General features: G+C 52.2%; 15 protein-coding genes. 10 read left to right on the top strand and 5 right to left on the bottom strand.

The annotated features are described in order from the left end of the window. The first annotated feature begins 18 nt into the window (after positions 1-18). From ABJV08_RS16200 to ABJV08_RS16185, 4 genes are all read left to right on the top strand, one after another. Positions 19-378, top strand: coding sequence for a hypothetical protein (locus ABJV08_RS16200; protein ID WP_348039980.1), 360 nt, complete (start codon positions 19-21; stop codon positions 376-378). After that, entirely contained in the window at positions 375-1,187 is an 813-nt protein-coding gene (locus ABJV08_RS16195) for a DUF1036 domain-containing protein (protein ID WP_348039979.1), read from the top strand. Before ABJV08_RS16200 ends, ABJV08_RS16195 begins: the two co-directional genes overlap by 4 nt. A gap of 75 nt (positions 1,188-1,262) precedes the next feature. Beyond that, positions 1,263-2,276, top strand: coding sequence for a hypothetical protein (locus ABJV08_RS16190; RefSeq protein ID WP_348039978.1), 1,014 nt, complete (start codon positions 1,263-1,265; stop codon positions 2,274-2,276). A 1,188-nt stretch (positions 2,277-3,464) separates the two neighbouring features. Beyond that, on the top strand, positions 3,465-4,097 hold the full coding sequence (locus ABJV08_RS16185) for a hypothetical protein (protein ID WP_348039977.1): 633 nt from the start codon (positions 3,465-3,467) through the stop codon (positions 4,095-4,097). 147 nt (positions 4,098-4,244) lie between these two features. Here the strand turns inward: ABJV08_RS16185 and ABJV08_RS16180 are convergent, their stop codons facing one another. The 5 genes from ABJV08_RS16180 to ABJV08_RS16160 form a co-directional block, all read right to left on the bottom strand. Then, entirely contained in the window at positions 4,245-4,907 is a 663-nt protein-coding gene (locus ABJV08_RS16180) for a hypothetical protein (RefSeq protein WP_348039976.1), read from the bottom strand. A 961-nt stretch (positions 4,908-5,868) separates the two neighbouring features. Beyond that, entirely contained in the window at positions 5,869-7,980 is a 2,112-nt protein-coding gene (locus tag ABJV08_RS16175; RefSeq protein WP_348039975.1) for a molybdopterin-dependent oxidoreductase, read from the bottom strand. A gap of 1 nt (position 7,981) precedes the next feature. Next, positions 7,982-8,374: a nuclear transport factor 2 family protein gene (locus ABJV08_RS16170; RefSeq protein WP_348039974.1), complete on the bottom strand. Its 393-nt coding sequence runs from the start codon at positions 8,372-8,374 to the stop codon at positions 7,982-7,984. A 35-nt stretch (positions 8,375-8,409) separates the two neighbouring features. After that, positions 8,410-10,821 carry a TonB-dependent receptor gene (locus tag ABJV08_RS16165; protein ID WP_348039973.1) on the bottom strand — a complete coding sequence of 804 codons (2,412 nt, stop codon included), beginning with the start codon at positions 10,819-10,821 and terminating at the stop codon, positions 8,410-8,412. A gap of 62 nt (positions 10,822-10,883) precedes the next feature. Continuing rightward, positions 10,884-12,113 (bottom strand): cytochrome P450, encoded by a 1,230-nt coding sequence (locus ABJV08_RS16160; protein ID WP_348039972.1) that lies wholly within the window; start codon positions 12,111-12,113, stop codon positions 10,884-10,886. Positions 12,114-12,417: 304 nt separating this feature from the next. Between ABJV08_RS16160 and ABJV08_RS16155 the strand changes: the two genes are divergently transcribed. The 6 genes from ABJV08_RS16155 (at position 12,418) to ABJV08_RS16130 (ending at position 20,720) form a co-directional block, all read left to right on the top strand. Further along, the gene (locus ABJV08_RS16155) at positions 12,418-12,924 is read left to right on the top strand and encodes a winged helix DNA-binding protein (protein WP_348039971.1); all 507 of its coding nucleotides are present in this window, start codon (positions 12,418-12,420) and stop codon (positions 12,922-12,924) included. A 123-nt stretch (positions 12,925-13,047) separates the two neighbouring features. Beyond that, positions 13,048-13,962, top strand: a complete 915-nt coding sequence (locus ABJV08_RS16150) for an alpha/beta hydrolase-fold protein (RefSeq protein ID WP_348039970.1) — start codon at positions 13,048-13,050, stop codon at positions 13,960-13,962. Between the two features lie 277 nt (positions 13,963-14,239). Continuing rightward, positions 14,240-15,139, top strand: coding sequence for an ABC transporter ATP-binding protein (locus ABJV08_RS16145; RefSeq protein WP_348039969.1), 900 nt, complete (start codon positions 14,240-14,242; stop codon positions 15,137-15,139). A gap of 13 nt (positions 15,140-15,152) precedes the next feature. Beyond that, positions 15,153-18,743, top strand: a complete 3,591-nt coding sequence (locus ABJV08_RS16140; RefSeq protein WP_348039968.1) for a M1 family aminopeptidase — start codon at positions 15,153-15,155, stop codon at positions 18,741-18,743. A 40-nt stretch (positions 18,744-18,783) separates the two neighbouring features. Then, entirely contained in the window at positions 18,784-19,785 is a 1,002-nt protein-coding gene (locus ABJV08_RS16135; protein WP_348039967.1) for a low specificity L-threonine aldolase, read from the top strand. Next, positions 19,782-20,720 carry an EamA family transporter gene (locus tag ABJV08_RS16130; protein ID WP_348039966.1) on the top strand — a complete coding sequence of 313 codons (939 nt, stop codon included), beginning with the start codon at positions 19,782-19,784 and terminating at the stop codon, positions 20,718-20,720. Before ABJV08_RS16135 ends, ABJV08_RS16130 begins: the two co-directional genes overlap by 4 nt.

Raw genomic sequence — 20,720 nt, 5'->3', positions numbered from 1 at the left:
GGCAAAGGAGAACCATCGATGAGAAGACTTTCGAAAATTGTTGCCACGGGAGCTATGTTCGGTTCCTTCATGATCGCTTCCTCATGGTCCACAACTGCCGCAGCCAGCGGGGTGACACCGCAGTATCGCGGCTATTGCGAGGCAAAATACCGGACTGGTGCGCTGAGAGGGATCAAGCCGCGGTGGAGCTATGGCTATAACAATCGAACAAAGCGTATGGAATGCCGGGAAGCAAACTCTATGGGGGTCAACACATCCGTCAAAGGCAGAACGTTCTGGATCAACCTGAACGAGCTGTGCCGTTTCACCACGGGCAGATCCGATTTCCACTGGCACGGAGAAGGCCGCGTTGCGTGTGGAAGGAACGATCACAGATGATTGCTCTGTCTCTCCACCGCACGGCTATCGGCACGCTGATGTTTTCAGTTTGTTTGGCAATGTCCGGGATATGGCTCCCCGAACCTGCCAGGGCCGGAGGATCAAAAATCGATCTGTCGAAATTTTGTGACGGTAGATATCGAACCGGTTTGCTCAGAGGCTTGCAGGGCAAAATTGGTGCAAAGTGGAATCCCAAACGCAACAAATGGGGATGCTATATTCCCTCGAAATATGGGTATGGTACTGTAACGCCCGCTACGTTCAAACCCCTTGGCTATGCAGAGGCCTGCCGCAAGCTGCGCGGGACTTCGCTCTATCATTTACACGGCAGAACGCTGCACTGCGGGCGGGACAATGCACGGCACGCACAGCCATCCCGCCAACCGCCGCCAGGCCCTCCATCGACCGGTAACGGAAGAGGCGAAGCCCAATATACTGCGCTCAGCATGTGCAACCGATCGCGCACAGACACTATCTACGCCGCCTGGGTATGGCATGATTGGGGAGAACGGAAGCGTCCGAAAAACTGGCGCGCGCAAGGTTGGATTTCTTTGCCTCGCGGTAGCTGTGAACGCATAGAGTTTCCGCATTATCGCAATGGTGGTCCCTATGACGGCACGGTGTTTCTGCACGCAACATCCGATGGAGTGAATTGGGGGAAAGGCGACTACGCATTCTGTATGCACCCGTCTGACTTTGATTATCTGAGTGCAGATAGAATGGCGTGTACGGCGCCGGATCAATGGTTGGCAGAGACTTTTGAATTTCGGCTAAATCCGGGCGCTGAGAATAGATTTAATTTCAACTAGCCACTGCTTTTTCAAAATTGCCGGTCCGGCAATATGAGGTGAGGTTTTTTTAGAAGACCAGTTTGGAGGTCAAGCATGCGTATATGTTTCAAGAGGACGAGTATGATATTGGCGACAGCCCTGCTGTTTGCACCGGTTCCATCTTTGGCCCAAGGCCTTCCAACAACCGAAAATGGCTTCAACATGATACGGATGAACACGGATGATCTTTCCCAATATAGATCGGTTGACAGCATGTGCATCGGGGAAAATCACGATGAGTTGATGGCCTTCAGTGACAATGGTGATAGCACAGTTGACCTTATCAATCCGACGGCGGATCCAGAGGTTGCATCAACCAAATTGAGGTTGAGCAAAGCAGGTGCTGAAGGGGGCCAGACAAGTTACTGGCTAATTGAACCGGCAAGCAACGAGGCTGTTTTTGAACTGCATTTCGTAAACCCCGGCACCGCAGGCGATCCGGCAAAAACACCCAAGGCGACACTATCCCACATCAACAGACTGCAACAAAAATCAACAAATCTAGACTGTTTGACGGGTAAGAATATTCTCTATGCCGGCATGGATCAAAATTACCGGGTGATGGTGATGGCCAACCCGGGAGCTGATCTTTTTTTCCTGCTGAGCTCGATAAAAGAACCCGGAGTGGCGATGCATTTGACGGATGGGTTTTGGTCCTCCGGCAAGCGGGGAGAAATCATCTTTACCTTTATCGAAGGGAGCGCGGTGACAAGCATCAAGGCCGCGCCCCATCAGCGCGTTGAATATCCGGCTTGGCGAACCGCCAGCCCTGAAGGCCGTCAATACTCGGCAAGCCCGAAAGGCTTTTTCGTAGCCGACATGGAAAAGCTTGGCCATAAGTCAAACCGGTTGCCTTATGGTCTGGTTCTGCATTTTGAGCGGCTCGAGATTTGCCGCCATCTTGCGGGCGAAGCCAGCGGTAACCCGAAGCGCAACAAGCAGGTAACCGATAGCTGGAACACAGCAGGGTGCGACGAAGCAAAGGCGCAACATGCTAGTTATGTTGAGCAGTTTTCTGACAATGAGCCGGTTTCCGAAATATTGAAAACGCACAGACTGAACTTCTAGGGCTATCGTCACAGAATATAAGATAAGGATCAGGAAGATGGGCAGCAAAGGCTATATCGCAAGTGGGTTTGTCGCAATAATGCTGATGATAATGTCCGTTTTCTTGCCTGCGCCTTCAACCGATAACAGCGCCAAGGCATCTACTCAAATCCCCGCCATGTTGCTTCAAACGATCGGTGAAGCAGAAAACCAATGCCGCATCGCCCGGGACAGTTGCGAAATTGACTCCAATCGTTGCAAAGCAAATGAGAGCTATGAGCAGAAGCGGACGGGGCAATGCAGGGCCAATATCGTTAGAAGATATGAAAACTGCAAGAACCGCCGACTGAGCACTTTGCCGCGGTTCGGTCGCAATCTCAACGCTCGTCTTAGCCCCAGTGCGAGTGATGTTCAAAATTATCAGGATAGAGCTGTAATCAAAGCGTGCGGGCGCAAACCAACGCGCATCAGCATGCAAGGCAGCTGCCCGGCCGCATCAGGTGGATGTTATTCGCACGGCTATTGCACGCAACAATATCAGCTCTGTGCTAGCGCCGCGTCTATCAATGAGGGGCCAGCATATTCGCCACCACAGCCAAGAGTGGAACGACCAACACCTGCGCCGACACGGCAATCAAAACCCAAAAGATCATCTCGACCAATGACTGGATGGCCATCTAATGACGGGCGACCAATCCTCTATTATGTTACCGTTGAGAACACATGTAAGCGGCCAATATCGGTCGCATATGCTACCGCCAAAGGGCACACTCTGCGCAGCTGGGGTTGGAAAACACTAAAGCCCGGATTCAACAGGATCAATTTTCCAAAAGGACAATCCAAAGCCGCTATATTCTTAAAGCAAGGGCAGCTGGCATTTGTAAGAAACAACCGCAAGTTGGTACCTCACAAGCATGACAGCCTTTACAGATATTATATCGCCGATGATCGAGAATTTGATCTCACCTATGATCTATTTCGAGATCAGGCTGAAAAACCGAATTTCCGTCGGGTCCAATTTGCTAGTTTGGCGGAAGGTTTTTACAAATATGCAAGGCGTTATAAGATCATAAAATGTAGAATGAAGAGATAGAAGATACAGTCTTGGAACGTCCGCTTTCGGGATAAAGCAGTCAGAATTCTAGTGCCCGCTATGGGCGCAAAAGCGGATGTTGCGATACCTATCGGATGACTGCATATATGAGGAATATGAACGAGACTTCACAACCCTTGACGGCTGCGCGTTTGAAGGCCGCCACAGACGCACTTTATAGCGAGTTCGCTGCTCCTATACCGCCTATGATCGAAGGTTGCCCATGTTGCATTGATACACGCGGTGTCGATGTGCTGCTGACGACGCCACTAAGACAGCTGACCGGTGAACAGCTATGGCGATATATCACTGGCGCATTTCTTACAGTTGGTGGAGAGCGAGATTTTCGTTACCTGATGCCTCGTATATTCGAATTGACCGCTTTCGATGTTCTTGGTGAAGTTCCTGACACCCAAATCGTGCTGGGAAAACTGAAGTTGGCGAACTGGCAAGCGTGGTCAACATCAGAAAAGCAAGCCGTTGAAGAATTTATTGATGCATGGTTTGAACAGACGTTGGCCTACGACTTGCAAAATGAGGACGACGATTGGGTCAGTTGCGAAGTAGATAGCGTTCTGTGCGGTGCGTCGCGGTCGGATATACCGATAACATCATGGCTGAAGCGGCTCCAGTCACCTTATGCCGAGCCTGTATTTAATGAATTGAAAATCCGTCATGCCGATGGGCCACCCCCATTCTGGGAAGATGCATCAGAAGGTTTAAACGAGCTAGTGGCAGTTTTGAGGTAAGGCCTTCGACACCATCCAGTTGCCACCTAATCGCTGCCGCCCAAAAATAGCGAAACCTAATGTCCGCTTTCGGGATATTCAGGTCACAGGGCTAATGCCCGCTATGGGCGCAAAAGCGGACACTAGAAGTTTGGTTTCTTAGATGCGCTAACTATCACTGAGTTTGTTGTATATGTGCGTCGCATTTGCCGTTTTCGCATACGCGTATTGATCGGCAAATTCCTCAACTTCTTTGTTATTTGCGGCGCTAAAATGCCGATAACAGAAATCTATGTGATGGCCGACCTCATGGTAGAGAATACCTTGAATGTAGAATTTCCTCAAACCTTCCAAAGTCCATTTGGAAACCCAATCATTGCCATTTTTCTGTATTATCGCGCCGTATCTTTTTGCTTCATTGATTTGCCGGTTTGAAGGGCGTTTTCCACCATAAGATAACATCATATCTTTTGCCCATGGGTACAAGGTAATCATTCTAACCCCGCTGCCAGCGGTAAACCATGCTAATGGTTGGATATTTTCAATGTGGTCCGCTTTTTTTAATCGCCGAAGCCAAACGTGGGTTATGCCATCATAATCTTTTTTCGGAAGCGCCTTTAAAGCTGCAATTGCCTCTTCACCGGAAATTGGGAAAAAGAAATCCCGCGATGGGTTTTCTTCCATCAAGATTGGAAGAACATCATCTGGGTCGGGGCGGGAGATAGAATGTGCCCTTTTGAAAATATTGTCGGAGAACTTTCTCCGCATTCTGCCGCCGTGAATATCTCCATAGGTCCGGCTCTTTTTCCATGGCGTTGAAATTTTCGTCAAAATAGTTCCCTTTTTCAAAAACCATAGTTGAGATAGTGAATTTTAGGACTCTAATCTAGCCAACGATTTAAAAGGCTTCCTAATGTCCGCTTTCGGGATATAGTAGACATTAAGCTAACGTCGGCTATGCCAACCAGACATGGCTCTAGCTTGCTGAGTGTTTTGATCTCATCTTCATTCCCCGCGGTCATTACGATGAAACCAAAACACTCCTTAATCTACAAACTCACTTATGTGACATAGGCGCTGACGGGGAACATTCACTTCCAATTACGCCCGAACTCTATAGTTGTGAATAGCATGAAAAGAATACTATCATTGTTCCCTGTTCTAGCGACTATTTTTTTGGCTCATTGTCGTGTTAGCAAGTATTATCCATCCAAGCATAGAGTCGGCGATTTATGGATTCATAGCTTACATAGGGATTTTCTCAGTTGGTTTTTTTGTGGTTTGTTCAAACTGCGGCAAAAGACCCTTGATCGAAATCATGAGTAACACTGATGGGAAAGCAGTTTCAAAAATTAAGGCGTTTATTGTTCATAATAGGTGCTTGAACTGTCAAAAAGAGTGACGCTTCTTGCGCTTTTTTCAGCGCTCGCCTTTTTCCATCCATACTCGGCGGGCTAGAGCCTGTGTATCGATCGGTAGCACCGCTTGCTGTGTTTTGAGTTGTGATACGACTATCTCGTAAACGAATGCTGATTAGTTTCAATGTCCGCTTTCGGGATATAGTCGCCACACGCTAATGTCCGCTTTGGGCGCAAAAGCGGACGCTTGAAACTCAAAATTGACTTAATTTGGCGACCAGATGGCTTCGGATGGAGGGAGATGAGTCCCGTCAGGAATGACTATCTTAGGCCGCAATTTGGACTGTATTGATTGTCATGACCTCATGATTGGTAAAATTCTCGAGGTCGTCTGGGCCCTATAGCGGGGCGGTTCTGTTGCATGTCAACGAAGTCTAGATTGACTCAATGGAAACCGGCATCCCGTTCAGTCTTGGCGTACCGCTGAGGGGGTCGAGGGTGCTATTGTCGACCAATATATTGCGCAGACTGCCTTGGCGCCAGGCCACGTCACCATCCAGTGGAGAGAATATGCGGCTGCCCCAGCCGTGTTCGATCATGGCCACGCCCGGACGGACAGTTTCGTCAAGTTCCAGCACAAGCGATAGCGCCGCTACCTTCGATTGAACCTTGACCCTTTCACCAATCGGCAAGCCTAGCCGGTCAATATCCGCCTGGCACAAGCCTATCGTATCCAGACCTTCCGGCCGTTTATGCGCGCCCGTTGTATCGGATAGCCAACTGTTCATCATGCTATTTTGTCGGCGCGAAATGATGGTGAACATATTCCCATGCGCATCTTTGGCCATCGTTTCCAGGCGCTGCTGCAGCAGCAAAAGGAGATTGGATGGGCACAGGTCAGCCTTGATGCCCGATGTTCTGAGATAATCCCAATAATGGCCCATTGTCCGTTCGCCCAACATCAATCCATGCGGATGCGCGCGCACGTCATCTGCGGTCAACCCTGCCGGCTGCATCATCAGATTGGCGAGATCATCCGGTGTCTTGATGGCGCCTTCAAATGGTTCCACGCCCATCGCTTCGGTCAACCGCCTTAGGAAAAGCCAATCCGGAATCATAGCGTCTGGAGTCGGCATGACCGCACGACTGGCCTGTATATAAGGCTCGTCATTGAACGAATGCAGATAGGGATGCACCTCGTCCCGCTCAAGAAAATGAGAGGCCGGAATCAACCAATCGGCCAGTCGATGACTCTCCCTCTGCAGAAGATCGACGGCGATAAACAAATCGAGCTTGCCCAGCGCCCTGTCTAACGCTTGCCCTTGAGGCCCGGACACAACCGGGTTTCCACCATTGATTAGCAGCGCCCGAATCTGGCCTTCTCCCGGCGTCTCGATTTCGCCCGGAAGCTCTGCCAGAGAATATCCTCCTCCGACCGGCATCAGCCCGCGTACGCGGCTTGGCCGCGGTGGCCCGGCCTTGGGTGTCGCCCGATCGGTCAACGGGAATGAATAGGGCCAGGCCGGCATGAACCGGCCGCCAGAGACATCGATCCGTCCGGTGATCATATTCAATGCCGTAGTCAGCCATTCGGCCAGCGTTCCTCCCAGCCCTTGCGCTGTGCCGGTGCGGGTAATCGCCATGGCGGTCGGTGCACGAGCGAAATCACAGGCAATCTGTCTCACTTCCGCTTCAGGCACATCGCAATAGGCCGCGAGACTCGCAACGTTTTGCTGGCGCGCCAAAGCAAAGAGCTGATCAGCATTGTCGATAAGGTCGTCATGGTCGAGGCGAACCAAATCCTCTTCGACGATGACAGTAATCATCGCCAGCAACAAAGCCCAATCTGTGCCAGGTCTGGGTGCGAGGTGATCGGTGGCATGCGCCGCTGTTTCGGTCCGACGTGGATCGACAACTGTTAACCTGGCGCCGCCTTGCAACCGCTTGCGCAACCGGGTCCACCCGTCGGATACTTTGCCGAGCCAGCTCATCTTGCTAACCGCCGGGTTGGCACCGATCAGCAGAAAATAGTCGCAAGCATCGACGTCGGGCAGCAAGATAACCGCTTCGCTGCCATGCATTTCACGCGCTGCGACCATCAGCGCATTATGATCAATCGAACCGATCATGAATTTTGATCGCGACCCCAAAGCGTCAAGCAATGCATCGCTAAACCCGTAGGATGAGAAAGACAGAGCACCGGGATTGCCGGAATAGAGGCCCAATGTATCTGGTCCATATTGGGCAATCAGGCGCTTCAGCTTGGCTGAAATTTGATCGATCGCTTCCTCATAGGACGTCTCGACATATCGATCGCCAACCCGTTTCATCGGCTTGGTAATCCGAAGCGGATGGTCGCGATGATCACCGGCACTCGCGCCCTTTATGCAATAGTCCCGCCAGCTGTACGGGTTGTTCTTGTCAGGCTTGATAGAGGTCACGCGCCCGTTTGACTGGGTCACAATTAAGCCGCATACCTGCTCGCAAATGCTGCAATGGGTGATGCCAGAGGAACTCTCTATTGCGGTATCGCGTGCGTGCGCCATGTCAGGAAAACGCTTCGGCTGCTTCAAACGTGTTCATGAAATCTCTGAACAGCAGCCATTTTTCATCAGCCACGGTAATCACATGGACAAAGTCCGATTCTATCAACTTACCGGTTGCTTTGGTGGTGAGCCGCAAATGACCGGTCACGACCACTTTGTCCCCTTCGCAAATAAACTCTTCCGGATCGAACTGGTGGATGTCGATTGACGACAAAACCGTATCAAAAAACCGGCGGCCATGATCGAGGCCGCAATAGGTCCCGGCGTAAGGAATGATGTCGGGCCCATAAAATTCGATCCGGACATCCGGGTGCAGCCATTTGACGATCGTATCGACATCATGGGCGCCAAAGGCTTCAAAGACATTTTTGGTTACATCAATTGGGGCAATCATCGATATTCTCCCGTTCTATTTTTTTGACTTTTGCCTTAGAAATTGAACCGCAGATCAACGCCATAGGTTCGCGGTGCGCCGAGCGGTCCGACAAATTCGGCGCCGTAAAATCCTCCGGTGAGGATCTGGTTGGTGAAATAGGTCTTGCCGGTCAGATTATCGCCAAACAGGCGGACGCTCCATTTGTCGTCGGCGCTGGTGAAGCCAAGGCTGGCGCGGAGCAGGCCGTAGCTATCCTGCGAGGCCGCATCGATATTGAACACGGTGAAGTAGATTTTGCTCTGCCAGTGATATTCCGCACGGGCGGTGATATTGCCTGCTTCACCAACCGGTTGTTCTACCTGGCCCGCAATGCTGAACTTCCAGCGCGGCGCGCGCGGCAGCCGCAAACCGTCAAGATCGGTCTGCAAAGAGCCAGCCGGCTGTGTCAGCGGAGCGGGTCGCAGGCTTTCGGTCAGCGTTCCTTCGGTAAATTGCGCGTCAACATAGGTCAGCGCGCCTTCTAGCCGGAAAAAGTCGGTCGGCCGTGCCACTGTTTCCACTTCAAATCCGCGCACGCGGGCTTTGCCGACATTGCGGATGAGTGGCTGATTGCCGACGCTGTCCTGCGCTTGCAAATTGGTATAGTCATACCAGAATGCCGATGCGTTGAGCAGCAGCGCCCGGTCAAGCAATTCGGTGCGTGCGCCAATTTCATAGGACCAGATTTTTTCTGGCTCGAACGGGTCGCGCTGACTGCTGCCAATATTATAGCCGCCGCTTTTGAAGCCGCGCTGCATCGAAGCGTAAATCAGGATGTCGTCATTTGGCTTGAAGTCGATACCCAGCTTGGGCGTGAAGGCGCGGAAAGTGGACGGCCCATTGACCGGACCGATGTTGAAGCCGAACGGATCGGGCGTCAAAATATTGGGGTCTTCCGACACTGCGTTCGGGAATAGAGCGACATTGGGTCCCACCCGAATGTCCGGTAGTATCACCAAGTCAAAATTTTGACGGCCATTGCGCGTTTCTTCACTGTAGCGTCCGCCGAGCCGGATAGTGATCTGGTCCGAAACATCCCATTGCGTATCGAGATAGGCAGCCCAGGCCTTGGTTTCCTGTTCGCCGCTGAGATGCAATTCGCAGCACAAGTCGGTCGCCGGAAAATCAATAGGGAAGGTTGGAATGACATTGGCTGCTTGTAGATCGGTCAAACCCTGGATCAGGATGGGTTCCCAGAAGTCGCCAAAAATATCATTGTCGATGATATTGCGTTCTTCGAAATAATAAGCGCCGGCAATCCATGAAAAGGGCTTGTCGGCTGGCGAGCTCAGCTGCACTTCGCCGCTCCATTGCCAATGGTCTTCTTCACGCCCGACATAATTATTATAGGTATCGGACAGGTCAAATTCGTTTTGGGAGATCGGATTGGTATCGCGGAAGCTTCCGATCACTTTTAAATTATAGTCGGCAATATCCCAGTCGAGCGTCGCGCCAAGGCCCCAGTTTTCGACCTTGTTGAAATATTCTGTATCCGCAAAAATGTCGCGGGAAGCGGCCTGAGATACGCGTCCCGCATTTTTGATCGCGAAATAGGCAAGAGTTTGCGCACCTTCCCGGCTATTATACCAGCCCGGGATTTCATCACCATAGCCTGCACTGGCGTAAAAATAGGCGTTGGCCTTGTCATTCGCGCGATAATAGTCGCCGTTCAATGTCAGGGTTGCGTCGGGAGAGAGGTCTGCCTCCACCGTAAGCCGGACAGAATAGTCCTCCTTGTCTTCGACACGTTCGGTGCTGTTGTCGGGCCGGGTCACGGTTGCATATCCGCCGCGATCTTCCCACTGGAACGCCAAACGGGCGCGAATGGCACCGTTTAATGGCCCACTCAATGCTCCGGCAAAACGGAAACGATCATAGTTGCCAACCGTCATCTGCAGATTGCCTTCCAGAACGTCGGTTGGACGATTGGTGACAATATTGACGGCTCCACCGGTGGCGTTGCGTCCATACAGCGTGCCCTGCGGTCCGCGCAAAACCTCGATACGGTCAATATCAAAAAATTGGGGACCAATGGCGGCCGGTCGACTGATATAGACTCCGTCAATATAGGTCGCAGTGGAACTGTCAGTGCCGGCGATGATCGATGGCGTGCCGATGCCGCGGATGAAGATTGACGTGTCCCCCTGATAGGTTGAAATCTGGACGCCGGGTGCAATCGCGCCAACCTGTTCGATGGAGGTAATCGACCGATTGTCGAGCTCGTCGCCGTCGAAGGCGGTGATCGACAAGGGCACATCTTGAATGGATTGGTTGCGGCGATTGGCGGTGACAATGATGACATCGCCCGTGCTTTCTTGCGCCTGATCACTCGTATCTTGCTGTGCAAGCGCTGGTGCCGATACCGTCATGATCGCGAGTAAACTGGCTGTTGCCAATGTTGCTCGCTTCTTGTTGTTCAAATCCATTTGGTCCTCCCTGGCTCAGCTTTCGGTCGCTGATGTTTGTTGATTGGAAATTTTCTTGGCCGCTAAGTCCGACCCCGGAAGATCACGGGGTTGCTGGCAAGGCCGTGGTTCAACAGACTGACATCCTGCCAGACAGCGTCTCCCGCTCGCTCGATTTGCGCGTATCGATAACGCAGTATACGAGCGGTCGATTCAGCCTCTAACTGTGCTAGAGGCGCACCCAGACAGCGATGAATGCCGTATCCGAAGCTCATCTGTCGGTTGGCATTTTTGCGGTTCAGTTGAAATGTATAGGGATCCGGGAAAGTGTCCGGGTCATAATTGGCGGCTCCGAAAAAGCAGGCCACCCAATCACCGCGCTTGATATCAGCAGACCCGATTGTGATGTCACGGGTCGCAACCCGAAACAGACGCTGGGGTGGTCCGTGGAAGCGCAGGGTTTCCTTATAGATTGCATCAAATTGCTTTGGATCGTCAACGAAGGTCTGCCAAATTTCGGGAAAGTCGGCGAAGACCGCGATCAGATTGCCGAGATAGAAAGATGTTGTCTCGGCTCCAGCCACGGTCGCTGTCATGCAAAAACGGACAATTTCTTCATAGGACAAACGATCTCCGTCGACCTCCGTCCGAATGAATGCGTTGATCAAGGGGCCCGGCGGCTCCTCACCCTTTTCGATCAGGTCGATCTGTTTTTTGACGTGCTGTTCAAAGAACGTCATGGCTTGCACATTATAGGCCTGCCGTTCCTGAGGACTTATGTCGGCAGACAACATGAACCCGGTGGCCCAATTGTTGACATCACGATCCATCTCTGCGGGCATCCCGAAAAGATACGCCATCACTCTGCTGGGCAACATCGCGCAATAGTCAGCCATGACATCCACCGGCTGATCGGTGACAAAGAAGTCATCCATGCAGTTGGCAGCCAATGCATCGACAGCGGGAGCCAGCGATTTGATGGACGACGGTTGAAAAGCCTTGGCCGCAATTTTGCGAAGCCGCGTATGTTCCGGCCGATCATGATTGACCAGCATCAACGATGGCGCGGACGATTCCTCCTGCAAGCTATCCCGGGATGAGAAACTGTCATGATCCCAGGCAACCGCCGCAACATCGTCGAAATTCAAGACAACCCATGACGGCTTGGGCTCATCTACTCCCGGCATTGTTCCCGGAGGGAAGTCCCGATAGCCGAAAACCGGCGATTGATCGCGCAGCAGATCATAATAGGGATAAGGGTTGCGGATTACCTCCGGGCGACTCAACTGGTCTACGCCAAATGCGGGTTTCATCAATCCTCAATCCCTATTTCTATTTAATGTCTTTAGGACACTATTTCTTCTAGACATATTAAAGATTGAGAAATTATTTTGTCAACCGACCTCATGAAAACATCGGCATTATTATTCTAAGCTATTGATATAAAGATATTTAATTGCACCTGCAATGCAGGTATGTTGAACGCCCTCGGGGCGCATCAGCGCGTTTTGAGATTGAGAAATCGAAATTTCAAACAAGAAAATTAGACTTTCGATCGCTATTCGTTCATCGAGTTAAGCGATTGATGAACGATGAAACCCGGCGATGGAGTATCGAGTGAAACAGCAGTCCAACTTCGGCATAGACTATCCTATCAAAAGGGACTCCGCTCCGAAGAATTTCCTCAAGCTATTTTACCCGTTCCACTATTCGGTTGGGATGGCCGTTGAGAAACATCTAAGCGGACCAAAGCTAACGCGCCATCAAACCGTGATTTTGTGGATCATTCATTCCAAGGGACAGGAGGGCCATACTATTCATCGCAAGACTATCGAACGGTTGATTGGTGAATGGTATGAACTAGGCAGCCCGGCAATATCCAAAGTCTTGCGGGCGATGGCGGACAAGGATCTCAATCTCATCTCTATCAAGGAAAGCAAAACCTCGGGGCGGGAAAAAATCATCCGGCTAACGAAAAAAGGTCAGTCCACAGTGAATGACATGATGGAAAGAACCGAGACATTCATCAAATCGATCTCCGACGAATTAACCGATGACGAGATTGTCAAGGGAATGGAGTTTATGAGCAGAGTGGGTGCGATTGTAGAAAAAGAGTTCAAATAAAGTCCGGTTTCGGGATGCAGTGGCCAAGAGGCTGGCGATACCGAAGCTCAATATAGATAATGCGATAATTCGCCACCAAATATGAACATTGACTGCGGCAATTGGTTTCGTCAGATATCAAATATGAAAATATTTTATGCGTTTTCCGCCGCCCTCATCTTAATGGCTTTTCCCGTCTTATGCGAGGGGGCAACCGCCGAAGCGAAGGAACCAACGCCCATATCCTTTGGCGAGCAACATTTGGTTTCTTCCGAGATTTATGGCGAGTTGCGAGAAATCAATGTCTATGTCCCAAAGCTTCCTGATTGGGGCAAAGAGATATTCGATCAGCCTCTTCCGGTTCTTTATCTAATCGATGGTGGCACGGATCAAGACTATTTCCATATTGCCGGATTGGCGCAATTGCCTTTGGTCAACGCAGAGCGTCAGCCCATGATCGTCGTCGGAATCAAGACGCACAATCGCCGCCCGGAAATAAGTTATAAGGCCACCGATCCACGCTATCAGTCCGAATTCGCGTCATGGCAAACCGCGGATGGAGAGGATTTTCGTCGTCACATCGAAACCGAAGTGATGCCGCTGATCGAGGCCAATTACAAAACCGGTCGGAAGATTGTGATGGGGGAGTCGCTAGCGGGGCTGTTCGTGATGGAAGTTTTGTTGCGCAATCCGGATATGTTCGATGACTATGTGAGCATCTCTCCCAGCCTATGGTGGGACGACCGGTTTCTAGCAAAAAATGCCAAATCGATGTTGGCAAAGCACAAACCATCTGACCGGCGGCTTTATGTCACTATGGCGGACGAGGGCGGCACGATGCAAAAAGGCCTCGATGAAATGCTCCTTGCTTTGCAGCAGACCTCTCCGAAGGGCTTGACGGTGAATTATGTCGATCGCCGCAAAGAAGATTCGCACAGTACCATCTATCACCATAGTGCGAGAGATGCTTTTGGCTGGCTTTTTGGTATTGCGCCGAGCGAATATGGCGCCGCGCCTTGGTATCTGACCGAAGGAGCCGAACCACCGGCCAAGGAATAGCAGACCCCAGACCGCAAGTTGGCTTGGAAGGACCTGATTGTTGGAGCTTGAAAACATGCTTTGCGGTGCCAAACCGGTAGGCATGTTCCTGTTTTTTTGAGAGCCCCAGCTGGTCTCGTTTCGCCAAACAGGCCAATGGTGAAATCACGGGAAAATGGCGTCTGTCTTCAGTCTTCTGAGCCTGATTGTCCATCATTCCAAAATTCTACGTTGCACCAAGTGAGTTATTCGGATAACACACCTCCATATGACCAAATTTGAAAACAGGAATGTGTAAATGTTGGAACTCAAAAATGTGACGCATGTCTACTCCAACGGGACAAAGGCGCTGGACGATGTCAGCCTGTCTATCCCCAAGGGCATGTTCGGATTGCTGGGTCCCAATGGCGCGGGCAAATCAACATTGATGCGGACAGTTGCGACTTTGCAAACCCCGACTGCGGGCTCCATCCACTTTGGTGATCTCGACATATTGGCGGAGCCCGAGAAATTGCGCGAAACACTTGGCTATTTGCCTCAGGATTTCGGTGTTTATCCCCGCGTTTCGGCCTATGATATGCTCGACCATATGGCGGTCTTGAAGGGTATTTCTGCTGCGGCGGATCGCAAGGCAACGGTCGAAACGTTGCTGAGCCAGACCAATCTCTGGGATGTCCGTAAGAAGGCGATTGCCGGATTTTCCGGCGGCATGCGGCAGCGTTTCGGTATTGCTCAAGCGCTTATCGGCAACCCCAAGCTGATCATCGTCGATGAACCGACGGCCGGCCTTGACCCTGAAGAGCGCAACCGCTTTCTCAACCTGCTCGCGGAAATAGGCGAGAATGTCGTGATCATCCTGTCGACCCATATTGTCGAGGACGTATCAGATCTTTGCCCGCAAATGGCCGTCATTGCGAACGGCCGGATCGAACTGGAGGGCGCGCCACTGGATTTGATCGAGAAGACCAGCGGCACGATCTGGTCCAAAACGATCAAGCGCGAGGAACTCAAGGCCTATCAGGCCAAATATGAAGTCATCGCTACCCGCCTGTTCGCGGGATCAACGGTCATAAATATTCTCAGTTCCAGCGATCCCAAGGACGGGTTCATGGCGGTGAACGGGGGGCTGGAGGATGTGTATTTCTCTACCCTCACGGAAGCCCGCAAGAATGGCGCTAATCAAGCCAATGCGGCTTAGGCGGGAGAATAATATGTTCGCTAAGATCGCTGCGTTTGAATTGCGCTATCAGTTCCGGAACCCGGTTTTCTGGGTGGTAACAACCGTCTTTTTCCTGCTCACTTTTGGTGCCGCGACATCGGAAAATGTGCGCATTGGTGATGGCGGGAATATCAACGCCAACAGTCCGTCGGCGCTGGCCGAGACGACAATCATATTGTCGATTTTCTTCATGTTCGTGACGACGGCCTTTGTCGCCAATGTCATTGTGCGAGATGATGACAGCGGTTTCGGGCCGATGGTGCGGTCGACCCGCGTCAGCAAGTTTGACTATCTCATCGGGCGATTTACCGGCGCTTTCGGTATATCAGCCATTGCCTTTTTAACGGTGCCTTTGGCTATTTTCCTGGGTAGCTACATGCCTTGGGTGGACCCCGAAACCATCGGGCCTAATCGGCTGGACCACTATCTCTATGCTTATTTCCTATTGGCTGTTCCGTCGATATTCCTGACGTCCTGTATCTTCTTCGCCGTCGCCACCGTCACAAGATCGATGATGTATAGCTATGTCGGCGTGATTACCTTTCTGGTGCTCTATCTGATTTTCAGCGCGATGACAGAATTTGACCCCAGCATGTTGTTGTTCAGTGCCTATGCAGAACCCTTTGGTGGCGGAGCATATGAATATGTCACCCGCTATTGGACGGCGACCGAAAGCAATAGCATGATGGCGCCCTTTGGCGGGGTTCTGCTGGCCAATCGATTGATCTGGATCACCGTGGCCTTGGCCGCCTTGGCTTTTGCCTATTCGCGATTCAGCTTTGCCGAGCGCGGCGCTTCCAAACGGAAGTTGAAGAAACAGCAGAAGAAGGCGGCTGCCCTTGCCAAGCAAAAACCAGTGCGGGTGGAAAGCCTGCCTTCCTCAAATCAGAGTGGTTCCGCTTGGGCACGACTGGTGACGCGAACGCGGTTCGAAATGTCGCAAATTTTCAAAAGCCCTGCTTTTTTTATCATCATTTTTATTGGGCTGTTTTCTTCCGGCATTGCCCTGGTGTTCAACACTGTGCCTTATGGCACGCCCGCTTACCCCAGGACATTCTATGTGGCCGGCATCTTGGAAGGCGGCTTTACGCTATTCCCGATGATCCTGGCGATCTTTTATGGCGGCGAGCTGGTTTGGCGTGATCGTGACCGGAAAATGCACGAGATCATAGATTCCACCTCCTTGCCCAATTGGGCCTATATGGTGCCGAAAACCATAGCGGTGGTTGGTGTGCTTTTGGTCGCATTGCTCATGTCGATGTTGTCCGGCATATTGATTCAGCTGGTCAGAGGATATACCGATCTAGAGCTCGACAAATATCTGAGCTGGTATCTTTTGCCCGGCACGATCGAAATGGTGACGCTGGGTATCTTGTCCGTCTTTGTCCAGTCGCTCAGTCCCAACAAATATATCGGCTGGGGCATCATGGTCCTCTACATGGTGGCGACGATTACCTTCAACATCATCGGCTGGAATCATCCACTCTACCTCTTTGGCAAAGGCGTGCCAGTCGCGCTTTCTGATATGAACGGTGACATGGTCGGCGGTGCTGGCGCATGGTGGTTGCGGCTCTATTGGGGCGCGTTTGCAGCGATATTGGCCTTGCTTGCCCATTTCATCTGGCGGCGCGGTACCGAGACAAGCCTGATGCCGCGCTTAAAGCAATTGCCGCGGCGGCTGGTCAGTCCCGCTGGCGGTTTGCTTGCTATCTTGGTGGCAATAACGGCAGCAACGGGGTTGCACATTTATCAGAATACCAATGTGATGAACGCCTATCTCGCGCCCGATGATCTGGAGAAACGGCAAGCGGATTACGAGAAGAAATATCTCAAATATGAAACGGTGAAGCAACCGGCTTTTACGAGCTTCAAGATGAACATCGATATTTTTCCCGAGGACAGAAAGATGACTGTGTCCGGGTCGGCCGACATATTGAACGATACCGGTGCGCCGGTTGAAGTGCTGCATATTCGCTTTCAGGACCCTGACATTCAGATCACATCCATCGACGTTCCGGGCGCGAAGTTGGAGATGAACGACGAGGCGTTTAAATATCGGATTTACCGGCTGGATACGCCGATGGCCGTCGGTGAAAAACGGACTATCGCCTTTGAGTCTGTTCGCCATTCTCAAGGATTTCGTGCACGCAATAACGACGTCCGTTTGGTGCGGAACGGCACGTTCCTGAATAACAGCGAATTTGCGCCACAATTGGGAATGAATCGCAGCGGATTGCTGTCCGAACGGACCACGAGGCGCAAATATGGCCTTCCTTCTGAACTGCGGCTGCCAAAGCTTGGTGATGAAAGTGCTCGCGAGCAAAATTATGTCGGCAATGTCGATTGGGTGATGTCCGATATCACGGTGAGCACCAGCAAGGATCAAACCCCGATTGCACCGGGCAGCAAAGTGTCTGATGAGATCAAGGGTGATCGCCGGATTGCGAGATTTGTCTCAACCAATCCCATATTGGCTTTCTTCTCGGTTCAGTCGGCGAAATATGCGGTCGAAGAACGCAGCGCCAATGGCGTCGACATGGCGGTCTATTATCACGATCAGCATGGTTATAACGTTCAAACCATGCTCGATGCGACCGAGACATCTTTGGCTTATTATCAGAAGAATTTCGGGCCTTATCAGTTCGACTATGCACGGATTATCGAGTTTCCTGGCTATGCCAGCTTCGCGCAGGCCTTTGCCGGAACCGTGCCTTATTCCGAGCGGATTGGCTTTTTGGCGAATATCACCGATCCGGAAGAAATTGACTATGTAACCTATGTGACGGCCCATGAAATCGGCCATCAATATTGGGCGCATCAGCTGATCAGTGCCAATATGCAGGGCGGGACTCTGCTGGTGGAAACCATGGCGCAATATTCGGCGCTGATGGTGATGAAGCAGGTCTATGGCGAGGATAAGATCCGTCGTTTCCTGAAATATGAACTCGACAATTACCTCAATGCCCGGGGCAATGAAGCGTTGGAGGAATTGCCGCTGAACAAGGTCGAAGACCAGGGCTATATCCATTATCGCAAGGGTGCGGTGGTGATGTATCTGTTGCAGGACCGGCTGGGTGAAGACCGCGTGAATGTGATGCTTTCTGCGCTTCTGGACCGCTATAAGTTCAAGGGCCCTCCCTATGCGATATCGACCGATCTGGTGGACGGGTTCAAGTCACTGGCGCGCGATGATGCAGAGCGGCAATTGGTTGTCGATTTGCTGGAAAAGATCACCATCTACGACTTTAAGGTGAGTGACGCAGCCGTGAAGAAACGCGCTGATGGTCAATTTGAAACCACGATCACTCTCTCCGCGGCAAAATATTATGCCGATGGTCTGGGGAAGGAAACCGAAGCCGATCTCGATGACACCATCGATGTTGGTCTGTTCAGCACCAGGCCGGATGCGGGGGCTTTTGATAGCAAGGATGTGCTGTCCAGGAAGCGCCATAGGGTCACGTCCGGAAATCAGAAGATCACCATCCTGACCAAGACCCGTCCGGAATTTGCCGGCGTAGATCCCTATAATAAATATATCGATCGCGACAGCGACGACAATATTGTTGGGGTATCTGGATCCTAGCCATCTTGACGCGCTAGAATGTCTGAGCCATGCGCAGCTTATGCGATTTTTCTCCGACAATGCAGCGTCTGTGCACCCAAAGCTCTTGGAAGCGCTTGCCGCGGCCAATGTGCAGGACACGGCTTATGATGGCGACGGGCTGAGCGGACAGTTGAATGGCGCTTTTTCTGAATTGTTCGAAACCGAAGTCGAAGCCATGTGGGTGGCGACCGGAACGGCGGCCAATTCTCTGGCGCTTGCCGCTATGTGCCAGCCGCATCAAGGCGTGATCTGTCACCAGGAAGCGCATATCGAACAAGACGAGGCTGGTGCGCCCGGGTTTTTTACCGGCGGCGCAAAGCTGATGCTGCTCGATGGGGCCGGCGCAAAGCTCTCGCCCGCAAGCGTAGAAACCTATTGCGCCGCCATCCGCGACGATGTCCATCAGGTGCAGCCGGCCGCTGTATCGATCACCAATGCCAGCGAATATGGCAGGGTCTATCACCCCGATGAAGTCGCCGGACTGGCCAAGGTCTGCAAGGCGCGCGGGCTTGGCCTGCATATGGACGGTGCGCGATTTGCCAATGCGGTTGCGACATTAGGCTGTTCGCCCGCCGATCTGACGTGGAAGGCCGGTGTCGATGCGTTAAGCTTCGGCTTTGTGAAAAATGGCGGGATGAGCGCCGAGGCGCTGGTATTTTTTGATCGAGAATTGGCTGCCGACACGCATTATCGGCGCAAACGGGCTGGGCATTTGCAATCCAAGGGGCGGTATCTTGCGGCCCAGATCTTGGCGATGCTCGACAATGACCTGTGGCTGGACAATGCCCGAGCGGCCAATGCTGGCGCTCAGATCATTGCTAAGGCTGCGGGTGATCGCTTGCTCCATCCGGTGGAAGCCAATGAAATTTTCATCACATTGTCCGCCGACGAAGCGGCGCATCTGCGCGGCCTAGGTTTTGATTTTTACGACTGGGGCGAGGGGCAGGCGCGGCTGGTCACTAGCTGGAACCAGAGCGCCGATGATATTCGACCGCTTGCCGAGGCGATTGCGGCTCTATGACCGCAGAAGAGGGCAGCGAACCCAGTCTTCTGACCCCGCGCATCCTGATCCCGTTTCTGTTGGTGTCCCTGATCTGGGGATCGACATGGCTTGTCATCAAGGACCAAATTTCTGAAGTGCCGCCCAGCTGGTCTGTCAGTTACCGCTTCATCATCGCCGCTGTTGCGATGTTCATATTGGTGGCCGTTCGGCGCTTGCCATTCCGGCTGGACCGGACCGGCTATATATTTGCAGCGATCCTTGGGCTCTTCCAGTTCAGCTTCAATTTCAATTTCGTTTACAACGCGGAACTGTTCATCACTTCAGGATTGGTCGCGGTCTTGTTCGCGCTGTTGATGGTTCCCAATGCCCTCTTGGGACGCATTTTCCTGGGCCACCGGATATCTCCATCCTTTCTCGGCGGTTCTGCCATTGCCGGAGTCGGTATCGCGTTGCTCTTCTGGCAGGAATATCGAATGTCTCCGGCCAGTCTGGAAGAGGTGTTGATCGGTGCGTTGCTGGCTTTTGGCGGCATATTGTCGGCATCGATTGCCAATGTCATGCAGGCGGGGGAGCGTCTCAAATCCTATCCGATGATCACGATCCTGGCCTGGGCAATGCTCTTTGGCGCGCTGATCAACGTCGTGCTTTCCTGGATCACCGTCGGGCCGCCGGTCTATGAAACGCGCGCGGCTTATTGGGGCGGTATATTCTATCTCGGGGTCATCGGGTCGGTGGTTACCTTCCCGCTCTATTTTTCGATGATCCGGGAGATTGGTCCGGGCAAGGCAGCCTATTCCAGCGTGCTGGTGCCCGTAGTGGCGATGATCCTGTCGACGATGTTCGAGGGATATGTCTGGACCTGGCTAGCCGCTGGCGGCGCGATATTGGCTATGGCCGGATTGTTGGTGGCGCTGCAGGCGCGCAAGCCCAAGTCGCCACGCGTTTCCGCCTGA

The organism is Parasphingorhabdus sp. (assembly GCF_039982395.1).
Classification (GTDB): Bacteria; Pseudomonadota; Alphaproteobacteria; order Sphingomonadales; family Sphingomonadaceae; genus Parasphingorhabdus.
Note: the sequence above shows the minus strand (reverse complement) of the source record. Positions and strands in the feature narration are given on the sequence as shown.

Bases quoted from the DNA above. Each gene is read 5' to 3' on its own strand.
- ABJV08_RS16175 (WP_348039975.1), bottom strand. From the start codon at position 7,980: ATGGCGCACGCACGCGATACCGCAATAGAGAGTTCCTCTGGCATCACC.
- ABJV08_RS16195 (WP_348039979.1), top strand. From the start codon at position 375: ATGATTGCTCTGTCTCTCCACCGCACGGCTATCGGCACGCTGATGTTT.
- ABJV08_RS16200 (WP_348039980.1), top strand. From the start codon at position 19: ATGAGAAGACTTTCGAAAATTGTTGCCACGGGAGCTATGTTCGGTTCC.
- ABJV08_RS16160 (WP_348039972.1), bottom strand. From the start codon at position 12,113: ATGAAACCCGCATTTGGCGTAGACCAGTTGAGTCGCCCGGAGGTAATC.
- ABJV08_RS16135 (WP_348039967.1), top strand. From the start codon at position 18,784: ATGCGATTTTTCTCCGACAATGCAGCGTCTGTGCACCCAAAGCTCTTG.
- ABJV08_RS16140 (WP_348039968.1), top strand. From the start codon at position 15,153: ATGTTCGCTAAGATCGCTGCGTTTGAATTGCGCTATCAGTTCCGGAAC.
- ABJV08_RS16150 (WP_348039970.1), top strand. From the start codon at position 13,048: ATGAAAATATTTTATGCGTTTTCCGCCGCCCTCATCTTAATGGCTTTT.
- ABJV08_RS16145 (WP_348039969.1), top strand. From the start codon at position 14,240: ATGTTGGAACTCAAAAATGTGACGCATGTCTACTCCAACGGGACAAAG.
- ABJV08_RS16130 (WP_348039966.1), top strand. From the start codon at position 19,782: ATGACCGCAGAAGAGGGCAGCGAACCCAGTCTTCTGACCCCGCGCATC.
- ABJV08_RS16165 (WP_348039973.1), bottom strand. From the start codon at position 10,821: ATGGATTTGAACAACAAGAAGCGAGCAACATTGGCAACAGCCAGTTTA.
- ABJV08_RS16190 (WP_348039978.1), top strand. From the start codon at position 1,263: ATGCGTATATGTTTCAAGAGGACGAGTATGATATTGGCGACAGCCCTG.
- ABJV08_RS16185 (WP_348039977.1), top strand. From the start codon at position 3,465: ATGAACGAGACTTCACAACCCTTGACGGCTGCGCGTTTGAAGGCCGCC.
- ABJV08_RS16170 (WP_348039974.1), bottom strand. From the start codon at position 8,374: ATGATTGCCCCAATTGATGTAACCAAAAATGTCTTTGAAGCCTTTGGC.